Genomic DNA, 16,154 nt, shown 5'->3' with positions numbered 1-16,154 from the left:
TCCTTCAATGAGGGTAAAGCGCCGGGCGTGCCCGGCGATTGTCAGCCGGCGCAGTGCTGCTGGGTGAAGCCGAGGAGCTGGCGGATGGCCTGGGTGCCGTAAGCAGCCGGCGCCGGTTCGAGGGCGAACTGGCCAACCATCTGGTTGCTGCACAGCTGCACGTTGCGCCTGCCGGCGGAGGTCTCCTGGGTGCAGTTGGCTGCGAGCAGGGCGTTGGGGCCGCCGCCCATGTTCGTGGCGGCCGTGCAGCCCAGCAGGCGGCCTTCCTGGCCGTTCTCACCCAGCAGCGTGTTGAAGTTCGCCAGCTGGCTGTTGGGATCGCGCAGCACCAGCAGGTCCACGCATTGCTGCTGGCCGTCAGGGGCTTCGCATGCATCCTGGTCGACCAGGCCGTCACGCGTAGCGGACAGCACCTTGAGGCGATCGGCGTACACCTGCTGCAGGCACTGCGCATCGGTGCACAGGTCGCGGGTGTGCTCCTGCCAGCGCTGCTGTTCGGCGTGCAGCTTGCTCTGCCCTGCTGCATCGAGTGTGGCCTGTGCGGCAGTGACCGCCTTGCCCACGTCCGCATCCAGGCCGGTCAGGGTCGGGTCCTTGCAGACCAGGGTCTGTGCCGGCGACGCTGCATCGGCGCAGCCAGCGCTCGTGTCGGCGACCGTGGCGGGCGCGTCGGCGGCCTTGCCTGCGGGGCTGGCCTGTCCGCTGGCCGCAGCCGGAGCCGTAGCGCCGGCTTCGCCGGCAGGTGGGGTGCAGGCGGCCAGCAGGGCCACCCAGCACAGGGGCATCAGGGGCTTCATGGCCCGGTTCAGTCGTTCACGGTTGCGCGGCATGTCCTGTCCTTTGGTGTCTGCGTCCCGGCGCATGGCCTGCCGTTGGCAGCCCACGCGGGCGTAAAGCCTAGCAAGCGACTTCTTAGTGCTCCGTGACAGGGTGCGCGGATCGGTTGCCGGGTGCCGCAACGCAGAACGGGCGCCCGAAGGCGCCCGTCCTGTCTGCATCCGTTGCCGGGGTCAGAGCCCTTTCATGCGGAAAGGGATCCGACCCCGCATGCGCCGGTAGTGCCGGCCGCTGGCCGGCACCGCGCAGGCATCAGTAGCGGTAGTGGTCCGGCTTGAACGGGCCTTCCACCGGCACGCCGATGTAGTCGGCCTGCTCTTGGGTCAGGGTGGTCAGCTTCACGCCGATCTTTTCCAGGTGCAGGCGGGCCACTTCTTCGTCCAGCTTCTTCGGCAGCAGGTAGACCTTCTTCTCGTAGCTGTCCTTGTTCGCCCACAGGTCGATCTGGGCCAAAGTCTGGTTGGCGAAGCTGTTGGACATCACGAAGCTCGGGTGGCCGGTGGCGCAGCCCAGGTTCACCAGGCGGCCTTCGGCCAGCAGGAAGATCGCGTTGCCGTTCGGGAAGATGTACTTGTCCACCTGCGGCTTGATGTTGACATGCTTGATGCCCGGGTAGGACACCAGTGCGTCGACCTGGATCTCGTTGTCGAAGTGGCCGATGTTGCAGACGATGGCCTGGTCCTTCATCGCGCTCAGGTGTTCGATGCGGATGATGTCGCGGTTGCCGGTGGTGGTGACATACAGGTCGGCACGGCCCAGGGTCGACTCGATGGTGTTGACTTCATAGCCTTCCATCGCCGCCTGCAGCGCGCAGATCGGGTCGATCTCGGTGACGATCACGCGCGCGCCGTAGGCACGCAGCGAGGCCGCGCAGCCCTTGCCGACGTCGCCGTAGCCGCAGACCACGGCCACCTTGCCGGCCAGCATCACGTCCATCGCGCGCTTCAGGCCGTCGGCCAGCGACTCGCGGCAGCCGTACAGGTTGTCGAACTTGCTCTTGGTGACCGAGTCGTTGACGTTGATCGCCGGGATCAGCAGGGTGCCGGCCTGGGCCAGCTGGTACAGGCGGTGCACGCCGGTGGTGGTCTCTTCGGAGACGCCCTTCCAGTCCTTGACCACGCGGCCCCAGTAACCCGGGCGCTCCTTGGCAACGCGCTTGAGCAGGTTCTTGATGACCTGTTCTTCGTGCGAGGAGGAGGCGGTGTTGACCCAGTCGCTGCCGTTTTCCAGCTCGTAGCCCTTGTGGATCAGCAGGGTCACGTCACCGCCGTCGTCGACCACCAGCTCCGGGCCGGTCAGGGTGCCGTCGGCCAGGGTGAAGGTCAGCGCGTCCAGGGTGCAGTCCCAGTACTCTTCCAGGGTCTCGCCCTTCCAGGCGAACACCGGGGTGCCGGTGGCGGCGATGGCGGCAGCGGCGTGGTCCTGGGTCGAGAAGATGTTGCACGAGGCCCAGCGCACGTCGGCGCCGATGTCCTTCAGGGTCTCGATCAGCACGGCGGTCTGGATGGTCATGTGCAGCGAGCCGGTCACGCGCACGCCCTTCAGCGGCAGCTCGGCCTGGTACTTGCGGCGGATCGACATCAGGCCCGGCATTTCGTGCTCGGCGATGTCCAGTTCCTTGCGGCCCCAGTCGGCCAGCGTGATATCGCGGATCTTGTAATCACCTTCGGTGGAGAAGGTCTTGGCAACAGCGTTCATTCGTGTGCTCCGGTTGTGGGCGAGCGGATGCTCGCATCTAGCCGGGCGCCGTTGTTACAAAGCCACCTTACCGAGCCTGGCCGGGCCTCGTGGGATCCGGTCGCAGCGCCCCTCGGCAGGGGAGAACCCCCATTATATCGCGGCCCCGGCATGACATCCGGATGACCCAACCATCGGCAGATGGGGCGGCGTGCACGGCCTGTTAAGGTCGGTGTTTTCACGCATCACACAGGTGGAACGATGAGCATGCACGCGCGCCGCACACGGCGCTGGACCGGCCTGGTCCTGTCGATGGGGCTGCTGGCGGTGGCCCCGCTGGCCTGGGCGGCCGCTTCGCAGCCCGTTGCCGCGCAGGCGCAGGGCGTCAATGGCTACGAACTGCCATCGGCCGCACTGCAGGCGGTGGTCGACGCCCCGCGCGCGCCGTCGCTGTTCCTGTCGCCGCGCCGCGACGTGGCCGCGATGATGCAGATGCCGTCGCTGCCGTCGATCCAGGTGGTGGCGCAGCCGGAACTGAAGCTGGCCGGCCTGCGCATCAACCCGCGCACGTTCTCCGACAGCCGCTTCAGCTTCGGCGAGAAGCTGTGGCTGATGAACGTTGCCGACGGCAAGGAGCGGCAGATCAGTGGCCTGCCGGCCACGCTGTCGATCGCCAGTGTGATGTGGTCGCCGGACCAGAAGTGGCTGGCGTTCAACCAGGTCGATGCCGCCAGTGGCGCCAATGAACTGTGGCTGGTGGATGTGGCCGGTGGCAGTGCCCGTCGCCTGGTTGCCGGCCTGAACACGGTGATCGGCAGCGGCTACCAGTGGCTGCCGGACAGCCGCGGGCTGGTGGTGTTCATCCGCCCGGCCAACCTGGGGCCAGCCCCGGCCGCCGACGGCGTCCCGACCGGCCCTGCCGTGCAGCAGACCCGCCAGGGCGGCGGCGTGGTGTCGATCCGCACCTACCAGGACCTGCTGAAGAACGAAGCCGACGCTCGCCAGTTCGATTACTACGCTACTACCCAGCCGATGGAAGTCGGCCTGGATGGCAGTACCCGCGCGATCGGTGCGGCCGGCATCTTCATGGGCTTCTCGGTGTCGCCTGACGGCCGCTTCGTGCTGCGCCAGCCGGTGCAGCGTCCGTACTCCTACGTGGTGCCGGTAAGCAGTTTTCCGCGCCGCATTGAAGTGATCGACCGTGCCACCGGCAAGCTGGTGCATACCGTGGCGGTGCGCCCGCTGGTGGAAGGCCTGCCGACCGGCAACGACGCCGAAGTGACCGGCGTGCGCGACATCAGCTGGCGCGGTGATGCCGATGCCACCCTGGTCTGGGCCGAAGCGCAGGACGGTGGTGATCCGAACCGGGAGGCCAAGGTGCGCGATGCGGTGCTGATGCAGGCCGCGCCGTTCGACAAGCCGCCGGTCACCCTGGCCCAGCTCGGCAGCCGTCTGGTGGGTATCAACTGGGGCCGTGGCGACCTGGCCCTGCTGACCGAGTCGTGGTGGAAGACCCGCAGGACCAAGACTTGGCTGATCGCCCCGGACAACGCCGGTGCCGAGCCGCGCCTGCTGTGGGATCGTGACGCGCAGGACCGTTATGCCGATCCGGGGCGGCCGCTGCTGGCCAGCGATGAACGTGGTCGCTCGCTGCTGCAGACCAGCCCGGATGGCAGCAGCCTGTACCTGGCCGGCGCCGGTGCTTCGCCGGAGGGCGACCGCCCGTTCGTGGACCGCTTCGACATCGCCACGGGCAAGGCCACCCGCCTGTTCCACTCGCAGGCGCCCAGCTACGCCGCGCCAGTGGCGCTGCTGGACGACCAGGGCAGCTCGCTGCTGCTGAGCCGTGAAAGCCCGGATGAGCCGGCCAACTTCTATGTGCAGTCGCTGGCCGATGCCGGTGCCGCACCGCGCGCGCTGACCCATTTCGCCCATCCGCTCCCACAGCTCAAGGGCGTGCAGAAGGAGCAGATCCGCTACAAGCGCAAGGATGGCGTCGACCTGACCGCGACCCTGCTGCTGCCGCCGGGTTACGACCCGAAGCGCGATGGTCCGCGTCCGCTGCTGATGTGGGCCTACCCGGGTGAGTTCAAGAGTGCGGCTGCGGCCAGCCAGGTGACCGATTCGCCGTACCGCTTCAATGCGGTCAGCTACTGGGGCCCGCAGGCGTTCCTGGCCAAGGGCTATGTGGTGCTGGCCAGCCCGTCGATGCCGATCATCGGTGAGGGGGACAAGGAGCCGAACGACACCTACATCGAACAGCTGGTGGCCAATGCGCAGGCGGCGGTGGATGAAGTGGTGCGGCGTGGCGTGACCGATCGCGATCACATCGCCATCGGCGGCCATTCCTACGGTGCGTTCATGACCGCCAACCTGCTGGCACACACCCGCCTGTTCAAGGCCGGCATCGCGCGCAGCGGTGCCTACAACCGCACGCTCACCCCGTTCGGTTTCCAGGCCGAGGAACGCAACTACTGGCAGGCGCAGGACGTCTACCAGAAGATGGCGCCGTTCAACTACGCCGACAGGATCAAGGATCCGATCCTGTTCATCCACGGCGTGGACGACAACAACTCCGGCACCTTCCCGATCCAGAGCGAGCGCATGTTCGCCGCGGTGAAGGGCCTGGGTGGTACCGCGCGGCTGGTGATGCTGCCGAACGAATCGCATGCCTACCGCGCACGCGAATCGATCATGACCATGCTGGCCGAGAGCGAGCGCTGGCTGGAGCAGACCATCGGCCCGGCCGAGCAGGGCAAGGCGAAGAAGAAGCGCTGATACCTGCATGAGGGCGGCCCCTGCAACAGGGGCCGCCTGTGCGGCTGCGCCGCCGCCCGAGCATGGGCTCGGGCGCTACACGGTATAGCGCGTGATGATGTCTGTAGAGCCGAGCCCACGCTCGGCTGCTTCTGCTGCAGATACGTGCAGATACGTGCAGATGAAACCATTTCCGCATCGCAGCATCGTGCGCAATCTGGTTTAGGCTTGGGGTCTGGATCCGTTGACCGAGGCCTGTGCGTCGCCGATGAACGAGTACCGCAGCAGCATCGAGTTTGCTTCTCCCGATCTTCCGCTTCGCGATGACGTGCGCCGGCTCGGCGCACTGGTCGGTGACCTGCTGGTCGAGCAGGTATCAGCGGCTTTCCTCGACGACGTCGAGGACGTGCGCACCCGCGCCATCGCCCGCCGCGAGAACCAGGCACCACTGTCGGAGCTGGCCGAAGGGCTGGCCGGGCGCACGCCGCAGCAGGCCGAGACCATGGTGCGGGCCTTCAGCACGTACTTCCAGGTGGTCAACATTGCCGAGCGCGTACATCGCATCCGCCGCCGCCGTGACTACCAGCGTGCCGGTACGGCAGGGGCGCAGCCCGACGGCCTGCAGGATGCGCTGCAGCACCTGAAGGCGCAGGGCGTGGGCCTGGACGAGCTGGCGCAGTGGCTGCCGCGCATCGATATCGAACCGGTGTTTACCGCGCACCCGACCGAAGCGGTGCGCCGTGCGCTGCTGGAGAAAGAGCAGCTGATGGTGGCCAGCCTGGTCGACAACCTCGACGGCCAGCGCACGCCGGGGGAAGCGGCCGCCGATGCTGCGCGCTTCCGCATGGCGCTGACCGCGTCGTGGCAGACCACTGACTCTTCGCCGGTGCGGCCCACTGTCGATGACGAGCGCGAGCACGTCGGCTTCTATCTGGTGCAGGTGCTGTACCGCGTGATTCCGGTGCTGTACGAATCTCTGCAGCAGGCGCTGCGCGATACCTATGGTGAAGAGCTGCCACTGCCGCGCCTGCTGCGCTTCGGTACGTGGGTGGGCGGGGACATGGACGGCAACCCGAACGTGGATGCCCACACCATCCGCAGTACGCTGGATGCGCAGCGGCAGGCGGTACTGGCGCGCTACCAGAAGGAACTGCTGCAGCTGGCCAGCCTGCTCAGCCAGTCCACCGAGCGGGTGGGCGTGAGCGATGCGCTGCAGGCGCGCGTGGCGCACTACCAGCAGCTGCTGCCGCAGGTGCAGTCGCGCCCGCGCCATGCCGACATGCCCTACCGCCTGCTCAACGATCGCATGCGCGCGCGCCTGCAGGCCACGCTGGAAGACGGCGAGGGCGCTTACGCCGGCCCGGATGAACTGATCGACGACCTGCAGCTGATCCTCGACAGCCTGCGCGCGAACCTCGGCGAGCATGCCGGTGGCTTCGCCGTACAACGCCTGCTGTGGCGGGTGAAGACGTTCGGCTTCCATCTGGCGCGGTTGGACGTGCGCCAGGAATCGAGCGTGCATGCGCGCGCGCTGGCGGCGGTGCTGGGCGGCGACCCGGCGTGGGAGGGCCTGGATGCATTGGGCCGCGCGCGCCTGCTGGCACCGCATGCCAGCGGTGAGGTGCCGTTGCCGGAAGGCGGCGACGAAGGCAACCGGCGGCTCGACGCCGTGTTCGCTGCATTGGCCGATGCCCGTGCGCGGCATGGCGGGGATGCACTGGGCAGCTACATCATCTCGATGGCACACGACCGCAGCGACGTGCTGGCGGTGCTGGCGCTGGCACGCCGTGGCGGCCTGGTGGAAGAAGGCGGTTCGGTGCCGCTCGACATCGCGCCGCTGTTCGAAACCGTGGATGACCTCAAGCGTGGCACGGCCACCCTGCGTGACCTGCTGGCCGACCCGGTCTACCGCGCCCATCTGCGTGCGCGCGACGACGTGCAGATGGTGATGCTGGGCTATTCGGACAGCAGCAAGGACGGTGGCATTGCCGCTTCGCGCTGGGGCCTGCAGCGTGCGCAGGTGGAACTGCTGGAGGTGGCGGCCGAGGCCGGCATCCGCCTGACCTTCTTCCATGGCCGTGGCGGTTCGATCAGCCGTGGCGGTGGCAAGACCACGCACGCGGTCGATGCGTCGCCGCGCGGCAGCATCGATGGCCGCCTGCGGGTGACCGAGCAGGGCGAGGTGATCCATCGCAAGTACGGCATCCGCGCGCTGGCCCTGCGCTCGCTGGAACAGGCCACCGGTGCAGTGCTGCGCGCCAGCCTGCGCCCGCGTGCCGCCGAGCCGCGCGAGGATGACTGGCGGCCGGTGATGGATGCGGTGGCTGCGGCCAGCAGCGAGGTGTATCGCGCGTTCGTCGGCCAGCCCGGTTTCATGGATTACTTCCGTACCGCCACGCCGATCGACGTGATCGAGCGGATGACGCTGGGTTCGCGGCCGTCGCGCCGGCTCGGCCAGGACGCAGCGCTGTGCAACCTGCGTGCGATTCCCTGGGTGTTCGCCTGGAGCCAGGCGCGTGCGGTGATTCCCGGCTGGTACGGCGTGGGCAGTGGCCTGCAGGCCGCGGTCGATGCCGGCCACGAACAGACCCTGCGCGATATGGCGCGGGACTGGCCGTTCTTCCGCACCTTCCTGGACGACATCGCGATGGTGCTGTCCAAGGGCGATATCACCATCGCCGAGCAGTTCTCGCTGTTGTCGGGCGACCTGCATGGGCGTTTCTTCCCGCAGGTGCAGCGTGAACTGGAGCTCACCCGGCACTGGCTGCTGGCGTTGATGGACCAGCAGACGCTGCTGGACCACGATGCGCGGCTGGCGCTGTCGATCCGCCTGCGCAATCCCTACGTCGATCCGATCAGCGTGCTGCAGGTGGATCTGCTGCAGCGTTGGCGGGCCAGCGGACGCGAGGATGACGATCTGCTGCGCGCGCTCGTGGCGTGCGTGAACGGTGTTTCGCAGGGTGTGCAGAACACCGGGTGATGCGTATCCGCCGGGCATGGCCCGGCGCTACCTGCCTCGGTGGGTGCGGGGCGTGCCCCGCACGCCCTCACTCCTCCGGCGACGGCGGGTTCGACGCCAGCAGTTCCAGGTGGCGCTGTTCCATTTCCTGGCGCAGCTGGCGGCGGATCTGTGCGGCCGCCTGGCGGCGCTTCTCGTCGGAGGTGGCCGGTTGCAGTGGCGGTACCGGCGTCGGCCGGCCTTCCTCGTCCACCGCCACCATCGTGAAGAAGCAGCTGTTGGCGTGGCGCACGCTGCGCTTGAGGATGTCCTCGGCCACCACCTTGATGCCGATCTCCATCGATGAGGTGCCGGTGTAGTTCACCGAGGCCAGGAAGGTGACCAGCTCGCCCACCGCGATGGGCTGGCGGAACATCACCTGGTCCACCGACAGGGTGACCACGTAGCTGCCGGCGTAGCGGCTGGCACAGGCATAGGCGACCTGGTCGAGCAGCCGCAGGATCGCGCCACCGTGGACCTTGCCGGAGAAATTGGCCATCTCCGGCGACATCAGCACGGTCATGGACAGCTGGTGGGTTTTCAGTTCGGTCGACATGCGGCGATTGTATCGGCGTGGCGTAGCTCTTGTAGAGCCGAGCCCATGCTCGGCTGCTCTTGTCGCAGGAAAAAGAAAGCCGAGCATGGGCTCGGCTCTACAGAAAGCAGAAGGGCCGCGTGAGCGGCCCTTCGTGTTGCTTACTTCAGCTTCGCATCGGCGCGCAGGGCGGCGGCGCGGTCGGTCTTCTCCCAGGAGAAGGCCGTGGCGTTGACGGTCTCGCCTTCGCCGTTGAGGTAGCTGAACTCCTTCGGCTTGCGGCCGAAGTGGCCATAGGCCGCGGTCTGCTGGTACATCGGGTGGATCAGGTCCAGCATCTTGATGATGCCGTACGGGCGCAGGTCGAAGTGCTTGCGGATCAGCTTCTCGATCTTGTCGTCGCTGATCTTGCCGGTGCCGAAGGTGGTGACCGAGATCGAGGTCGGCTCAGCCACGCCGATGGCGTAGGAGACCTGCACTTCGCAACGGTCGGCCAGGCCGGCGGCAACCACGTTCTTGGCGACGTAGCGGGCCGCGTAGGCGGCCGAGCGGTCGACCTTGGACGGGTCCTTGCCGGAGAAAGCACCACCACCGTGACGGGCCCAGCCGCCGTAGGTGTCGACGATGATCTTGCGGCCGGTCAGGCCGCAGTCGCCCACCGGGCCGCCGATCTCGAACTTGCCGGTCGGGTTGATGTGGAACTTGGTGCCCTTGTGCAGCCACTTGGCCGGCAGCACCGGCTTGATGATCTCTTCGCGGACGGCCTCGATGAGGTCCTTCTGCTTGATGCCCGGGGCGTGCTGGGTCGACAGGACCACGGCGTCGATGGCCGAGACCACGCCGTTTTCATAGCGCAGGGTGACCTGGCTCTTGGCGTCCGGGCGCAGCCACGACAGCGGCGAGTTCTTCTTCTTGCGGATCTTGGCCTGCTGCTCGACCAGGCGGTGCGACAGGTGGATCGCGGCCGGCATGTAGCTGTCGGTCTCGTTGGTGGCATAGCCGAACATCAGGCCCTGGTCGCCAGCGCCCATTTCTTCCGGCTTCTTGCGGTCCACGCCCTGGGCGATGTGCGGCGACTGCTTGCCGATCAGGTTCAGCACGCCGCAGGTGGCGCCGTCGAAGCCGACGTCGGAGCTGTCGTAACCGATGTCCGTGATGACCTTGCGGGTCAGCGCTTCCAGGTCGATCCAGGCGCTGGTGGTGATTTCACCGGCCACGATGGCAACGCCGGTCTTGACCATGGTCTCGCAGGCCACGCGGGCGCGCTGGTCCTGGGTCAGGATCGCGTCCAGCACCGCATCGGAGATCTGGTCGGCAACCTTGTCCGGATGGCCTTCGGAGACCGACTCGGAGGTGAAGAGATAGCTGGACATCAGGCGTAATATCCCTTGATTCGGATGGAAAGATGGGCGCGCATGATACACGGGGTGCGCCGCCTGTGCATTGTGAACCGGTACCGGTTGCCGGTGGTTAAGCCCGCGTAGGCCCGGCAGGGGCCGTCACGACGGGATTGGGGGCCAGCCTCGAGGCCCAGTGTTCCACCAGCGTGACAACAGACGGGGCTGCCCAACCCCCGACCGCGCAGGCCGCGACCCGGCCGTCAAGAGGGCCGGCCGTCATCGTTCTGCCCCGAAACCGCCATCTGGCTGCCGCCTGCCGGGCGCAGGCTGTCGGCCAATCCGGCCGCCGGGCATCAGTGGATCCGCCATGCAGGAACTCGAACAGCGTCTCCAGCAACGTTTCCCCGATTGGTTCCATGGCCGCCGTGGCCAGCTGGCACGGCCGCTGCTGCGCAGCGTCGGCCGCTGGTCGCGCCTGGACCAGATCGAAGCCTTCCTGCAGCGCAGCTCAGGCCTGCGCGGCTTCGGTTTCGTCGCCGCCGGCCTGGAGTTCATCGGCGGCCAGTACCAGGTGGATCCGGCTGCGCTGGCGAAGATTCCGGCCACCGGCCGCCTGCTGATTGTCGCCAACCACCCTTCCGGGGCGCTGGACGCATTGGCCTTGCTGGACGCAGTCGGCCGTATCCGCCGCGATGTGCGGATCGTGGCCAACGACCTGCTGGGGGCGATCGCTCCGCTGCAGGATCTGCTGTTGCCGGTGCGCATCCTGGGCGGCAAGGCGCAGCGCGGCAGTCTGCATGCGGTGGAGCAGGCGTTGGCCGCCGAGCAGTGCGTGATCGTGTTCCCGGCTGGCGAGGTCTCGCGCCTGTCGCTGCGCGGCATCCGCGATGGCCGCTGGCAGCGCGGGTTCGTCCGCTTTGCCCGTGCCGCCGGTGCGCCGGTGCTGCCGGTGCGGGTGGAAGCGCGCAACTCGGCACTGTTCTATGGCGCCTCGACCCTGTTCAAGCCGGCCGGTACCGCGCTGCTGGCGCGCGAGATGTTCACCCGTCGTGGCCGCCCGCTGCGGCTGAGCATCGGCGAGCCGATGCGGCTGGGCGATGGCGGTGACCCGGGTGCCCAACTGCTGGCGGTACGCCGCGCACTCTATGCGCTGGGCCGCAATGGCGCGGCCGGCAATGCCGCTGCCTGCGCGGGCCCTGAGCCGCTGGCCGCCCCGGTGCCACCTTCGCAGGTCGCCGCTGGCATTGCTGCCGCCACCCAGCTGGGCCAGACCGCCGACGGCAAGCAGATCCTGCTGGCCACCTGCACTGCCGATTCGCCACTGCTGCTGGAACTGGGCCGCCTGCGCGAACTGACCTTCCGCCAGGTGGGTGAGGGCACCGGCCGCAGCCGTGACCTCGACAACTACGACCCGCAGTACGAGCACATCGTGATCTGGGACGCCGCCGCGCAGCGCATCGCTGGCGCGTACCGGATCATGCGTGGTGCCCACGCGTTGGCCCGGCACGGCCTGTCCGGGCTCTACAGCGCGTCGCTGTTCCGCTATTCCGACGATGCCATCACCCACATCGCCGAGGGCCTGGAACTGGGCCGCAGCTTCGTGGTGCCCGATTACTGGGGCAGCCGCAGCCTGGACTACCTGTGGCAGGGCATCGGTGCCTACCTGCAGTGCCGGCCGGGGATCCGCTACCTGTTCGGCGCGGTGTCGATCAGTGCGGCGCTGCCGCGCGACGCACGCGAGCAGCTGGTGGCGTACTACCAGCGCTATTACAGCGGTAGCGCGGGCCTGGCCGAATCGAACCGCCCCTTCCAGTACTTCGCTGCGCCGCCCAGTTTCGGTGAGCTGGATGCAAGCGCTGCGTTCGACGTGCTGAAGGCCAACCTGGCTGCGCTCGGTACCGGCGTCCCCACGCTGTACCGCCAGTACACCGATCTGTGCGAACCCGGAGGCGCGCGTTTCCTTGCGTTCGGCGTCGACCCTGACTTCAGCGATTCGATCGACGGCTTGATCGAGGTGGACCTGTGCGCGGTCCGGCCGAACAAGCGCAAACGTTACCTGCGCGACGCGGGGACGCCGGCATGAGCACGCTGGCGAACCTGTCGCCGCGCCGGCGCGCAGTGTTCGTCTCCGACGTGCACCTGGGCTCGCGCCATTGCCATGCCATCGAGCTGGCGCGATTCCTCTCGCAGCTGCGCTGTGAACGGCTGTACCTGGTGGGCGACATCATCGACCTGTGGTGGATGGCGCACCGCCGTGCCACCTGGCGGCAGTCGCACAGCGAGGTCATCCAGGCGCTGCACGCGCTGCGCCGTGCCGGCACCGAGATCATCTACATTCCGGGCAACCACGATGCTTCGCTGCGCCAGGTCTGCGGTCTGATGCTGCCGGCGATGCAGGTGCGCCGCCGCGCCATCCACGTGACCGCCGATGGCCGCCGGCTGCTGGTCGCGCACGGCGACGAGTATGACGGCGTGACCCACTTCGGCGGCCTGCAGGAAAAATTCGGCGACTGGCTGTATTACCGCATCCTCACCGGCAACCAGGCCTTGAATGCAGTGCGGCGGCGGCTGGGCATGCGCTACTGGTCGCTGTCGGAGTTCCTGAAGAAGCGCAGTGGCGCCGCTGAACGCTACATCGAGCGTTTCGTGCAGGCCGGGCTGGACGACGTGCGTCGACGCGGCCTGGACGGCATCGTCTGCGGGCATATCCACCGCGCCGCGCTGGTCGAACGCGATGGCCTGGTCTATGCCAACGATGGTGACTGGGTGGAAAGCCTGACCGCGCTGGTCGAAGACCACGACGGCGCGCTGCGCCTGCTCGACCACAGCGGCCAGACCCTGCTGGAACTGCCCGGCGCGCGGTTGTCGCAAGCGGCATAGCCCGCGTCCGTCCCGCTGTAGAGCCGAGTCCATGCTCGGCTGACGTTACGCGCAACGAAGAGCAGCCGAGCATGGGCTCGGCTCTACATACACCGCGCGCAAGCCGCTAGCATCGGCCCATGGATTCATTGACCCAGATCGTGCTCGGTGGCGCAGTCGCTGCTGCCATCGCTCCGCCCGGCCATCGCCGCGCGGCCCTGCTGGCCGGTGCCGCGCTCGGCACCTTGCCGGACCTCGACGCCCTGTGGCTTGGCTTCACTGCGGCCGACCCGGTGGCGAACATGACCGAACACCGCAGCTTCAGCCATTCGCTGCTGGTGCTGCCCTGGGTGGCCGCACTGATCTGGTGGTTGTTCAAGCGCTTCGGCAACGGCCGGGTCGCGCAGTCACCGCTGCGCTGGTTCTGGGCGATCCAGCTGGCGCTGGTCACCCATCCCGTGCTGGATGCGTTCACCGTCTACGGTACCCAGTTGTGGTGGCCGCTGCGGCCACACCCAACCATGGGCTCCAGCGTCTTCATCATCGACCCCGGCTACACGGTGTGGCTGCTGCTGGGCTGCGTGCTGGCCTGGTTCGGTCGTGCGCGGCCCTGGGCGGGCAAGGTGCTGGGCGCGGCGTTGCTGCTCAGCAGTGGCTACCTGGGCTGGGGGCTGATCGCCAAGGCGCAGGTCGATCGGGCCGCGCAGCAGAGCCTGGCCGCGATGGGCCTGGGCGATGCGCCGCGCTTCTCGGTGCCGATGCCGTTCAACACCCTGCTGTGGCGGGTGGTGGCGATGACACCCAGCGGCTACGTGGTGGCTGACCGTTCGCTGCTGGCCGACCACGGGCCGATGCGGTTCGAAGGCCATGCGTCCAACGTACAGGCCTTGCGCGAAGCGCAGGCCATCCCGGCGGTGCAGCAGCTGCAATGGTTCAACCGTGGCTTCATGCGTGCGCAGGTCGTGGACGGAAGGCTGGTGCTGAGCGACCTGCGTATGGGGCTGGAGCCGGACTACACCTTCAATTTCGTCGTGGCCGGGCAGGCCGACGGGCAGTGGCGGGCGATCGTTCCCGAGCAGGTGCGGGTGGACTACAGCAGTCCCGCCGCGCGTGCCGACGCCGGTCGCCGCCTGGCGGCGATGTGGCAGCGGATCTGGCAGGAGCCGGCGGCGGCGCCGGGCGCGGCCGACCACACCGCCGTGCATTGATCAGTGGATCCACGCATGGCGTGGCTCTACGCCCTCAATCGGCAGCAGAACACCGGATCAATACACCGTGGCGCGGCCCTGCACGAACGAGTAGAAGAACACCGCATTCGGGTCGTTCTGCACCAGGCGGAACTCGCGGCGCATGCCTTCCACGGTGTCCTCGTCCACCGAGCCGGCCTGCAGCAGCTGGTCGGCCGCCGACAGCAGCAGCTGCTCCCAGAACGCGATCATGGTCTTGCGACGTGCCGGTTCGCGGTTGTCCAGGTGGATGGTCTTGATCTCGGTATGCACGTCGCGGAAGCCACCGGCCAGCAGCAGGTTGCCCAGCTTGGCGCCGACGAACGGATCGCCGCCATGGTCGTACTGGAAGTCATTGAAGGCCATCCAGTAACGCCAGATGTGCGGCGAGTACGGGTCGAGCAGGAACGAGGCATTCATCACTTCCGTGATGTAGACCGGCGAACCCGGTGCCAGCACGCGGCGCACTTCGCTCAGCACGCGGGCAGGGGAGGGGACGTGTTCCAGCACCCAGCACAGGAACGCCGCATCGAAGCTGCGCGCCTCGAATGGCAGCTCACCGGCATCGGCCTGCTGCAGGGTGTAGCGGTCGCTGCACCACGGGGTGCGCGCCAGGTTCTCGCGCGCGGTGGCCAGCTGGGTCTCGCTCAGGTCCACGCCGGTCACGTGCAGCTCGGGGAAGCGGCGCAGCAGGATCTCGGTCTGCGCACCGACGCCGCTGCCGACTTCCAGCAGGCGCCGTGCACCGCTGTAGTCGATCTGGCCGAAGATGCTCGATTCCAGCAGGCGCGCCTGGGTCATCAGGCGCTGCTGTTCGGTGCCGGAAAACCCGTGCAGGTAGGTCGGAGAGGAGATCGGCGGGGTCATGGAGGCGGGCTCTTGTAGCGTCGAGCAGGCTCGACTGTCCGGAAACGCAGGATTGGTGGCTCAGGCCGCCGAAGGCAGCGCCGGTTCCCCGGCAATCAGGCGGTCGAAGTACTCGGTGGTCAGCGCGATCTGGCTCTGCGGGTCTTCGGCACGGTTGACCACCGCACGGAAAGCGGCATTCTCCGGCCGGTCCCTGGCATACCACCCCAGGTGCTTGCGCGCGATGCGCACGCCCTGCGGTTCGCCGTAGAACGCGTGCAGCGCATGCAGGTGGCCGAGCAGGATGTCGCGCACTTCCGCCAGCGATGGCGGCGGCAGTTCCTCGCCGGTGGCCAGGTAATGCGCCACTTCGCGGAAGATCCACGGCCGGCCCTGTGCGGAACGGCCGATCATCACCGCGTCCACGCCGGTCTGCTGCAGCACGTAGGCGGCCTTCTGCGGCGAATCGATATCGCCGTTGGCGATCACCGGAATGCGCAGTGCGGCCTTGATCTCACCGATGGTGGCGTACTCGGCCTGGCCGGTGTAATGCTGGTCGCGGGTGCGGCCGTGCACGGCAAGCGCGGCGATGCCGCTGTTTTCGGCAATGCGGGCAATGACCGGGCCATTGCGGTGGTCGCAATCCCAGCCAGTACGGATCTTCAGCGTGACCGGCACGTCCACCGCGTTGACCACGGCTTCGAGGATGCGCGCCACCAGCTGCTCGTCGCGCATCAGCGCCGAGCCGGCCCAGGCGTTGCACACCTTCTTGGCCGGGCAGCCCATGTTGATGTCGATGATCTGCGCGCCGTGGTCGACGTTGTAGCGCGCGGCCTCGGCCAGCTGCTGCGGCTCGGTGCCGGCGATCTGTACGCTGATCGGTGCCGGTTCGCCGTCATGGTCCATGCGGTGGATCGACTTGCGCGTGTTCCAGAAGCGCGGGTCGCTGATGGTCATTTCCGAGGCGGCCAGTCCCGCGCCCAGCCGTTTGCACAGCAGGCGGAAGGGCTTGTCGGTGACGCCGGCCATGGGCGCCAGCACGACGTTGGGGGCAATGGTGTACGGGCCGATCTGCATGC

Annotated in this window: 11 protein-coding genes and 1 riboswitch; of the genes, 5 read left to right on the top strand and 6 right to left on the bottom strand. The window is 67.8% G+C overall.

What is annotated here, in order from left to right; translation table 11 throughout:
• Positions 1–41: 41 nt before the first annotated feature.
• Together RCF13_RS14290 and ahcY are read right to left on the bottom strand one after the other, a co-directional pair.
• On the bottom strand, positions 42–830 hold the full coding sequence (locus RCF13_RS14290) for a hypothetical protein (RefSeq protein WP_061478378.1): 789 nt from the start codon (positions 828–830) through the stop codon (positions 42–44).
• A gap of 259 nt (positions 831–1,089) precedes the next feature.
• Entirely contained in the window at positions 1,090–2,535 is a 1,446-nt protein-coding gene (gene ahcY, locus RCF13_RS14285; RefSeq protein WP_134968169.1) for an adenosylhomocysteinase, read from the bottom strand.
• A 36-nt stretch (positions 2,536–2,571) separates the two neighbouring features.
• Positions 2,572–2,655, bottom strand: a riboswitch (S-adenosyl-L-homocysteine riboswitch).
• Between the two features lie 120 nt (positions 2,656–2,775).
• On the opposite strand from ahcY, the gene RCF13_RS14280 reads away from it, so the two are divergent.
• Both RCF13_RS14280 and ppc read left to right on the top strand, forming a co-directional pair.
• A complete protein-coding gene (locus tag RCF13_RS14280) occupies positions 2,776–5,292 on the top strand; it encodes a prolyl oligopeptidase family serine peptidase (RefSeq protein ID WP_134968170.1) in 2,517 nt (838 codons plus the stop codon).
• 247 nt (positions 5,293–5,539) lie between these two features.
• On the top strand, positions 5,540–8,251 hold the full coding sequence (ppc, locus tag RCF13_RS14275; RefSeq protein ID WP_134968171.1) for a phosphoenolpyruvate carboxylase: 2,712 nt from the start codon (positions 5,540–5,542) through the stop codon (positions 8,249–8,251).
• Between the two features lie 67 nt (positions 8,252–8,318).
• Here ppc and RCF13_RS14270 read toward each other — a convergent pair whose 3' ends face one another.
• Both RCF13_RS14270 and metK read right to left on the bottom strand, forming a co-directional pair.
• Positions 8,319–8,825: an acyl-CoA thioesterase gene (locus RCF13_RS14270; RefSeq protein ID WP_005415314.1), complete on the bottom strand. Its 507-nt coding sequence runs from the start codon at positions 8,823–8,825 to the stop codon at positions 8,319–8,321.
• A gap of 140 nt (positions 8,826–8,965) precedes the next feature.
• Positions 8,966–10,177, bottom strand: a complete 1,212-nt coding sequence (gene metK, locus RCF13_RS14265; RefSeq protein WP_005408103.1) for a methionine adenosyltransferase — start codon at positions 10,175–10,177, stop codon at positions 8,966–8,968.
• A 334-nt stretch (positions 10,178–10,511) separates the two neighbouring features.
• Between metK and RCF13_RS14260 the strand changes: the two genes are divergently transcribed.
• From RCF13_RS14260 to RCF13_RS14250, 3 genes are all read left to right on the top strand, one after another.
• Positions 10,512–12,227, top strand: coding sequence for a lysophospholipid acyltransferase family protein (locus tag RCF13_RS14260; protein ID WP_231352550.1), 1,716 nt, complete (start codon positions 10,512–10,514; stop codon positions 12,225–12,227).
• Positions 12,224–13,024: a UDP-2,3-diacylglucosamine diphosphatase gene (locus RCF13_RS14255; RefSeq protein WP_134969366.1), complete on the top strand. Its 801-nt coding sequence runs from the start codon at positions 12,224–12,226 to the stop codon at positions 13,022–13,024. Before RCF13_RS14260 ends, RCF13_RS14255 begins: the two co-directional genes overlap by 4 nt.
• A gap of 119 nt (positions 13,025–13,143) precedes the next feature.
• The gene (locus tag RCF13_RS14250; RefSeq protein WP_154350241.1) at positions 13,144–14,211 is read left to right on the top strand and encodes a metal-dependent hydrolase; all 1,068 of its coding nucleotides are present in this window, start codon (positions 13,144–13,146) and stop codon (positions 14,209–14,211) included.
• 57 nt (positions 14,212–14,268) lie between these two features.
• On the opposite strand, the gene RCF13_RS14245 is transcribed toward RCF13_RS14250, so the two are convergent.
• A complete protein-coding gene (locus tag RCF13_RS14245; protein WP_061478371.1) occupies positions 14,269–15,096 on the bottom strand; it encodes a class I SAM-dependent methyltransferase in 828 nt (275 codons plus the stop codon).
• Positions 15,097–15,156: 60 nt separating this feature from the next.
• A complete protein-coding gene (gene dusB / locus RCF13_RS14240; RefSeq protein ID WP_061478441.1) occupies positions 15,157–16,152 on the bottom strand; it encodes a tRNA dihydrouridine synthase DusB in 996 nt (331 codons plus the stop codon).
• Between the last annotated feature and the right edge of the window lie 2 nt (positions 16,153–16,154).

It is taken from the genome of Stenotrophomonas maltophilia group sp. RNC7 (assembly GCF_030910085.1).
Classification (GTDB): domain Bacteria; phylum Pseudomonadota; class Gammaproteobacteria; order Xanthomonadales; family Xanthomonadaceae; genus Stenotrophomonas; species Stenotrophomonas sepilia.
Note: the sequence above shows the minus strand (reverse complement) of the source record. Positions and strands in the feature narration are given on the sequence as shown.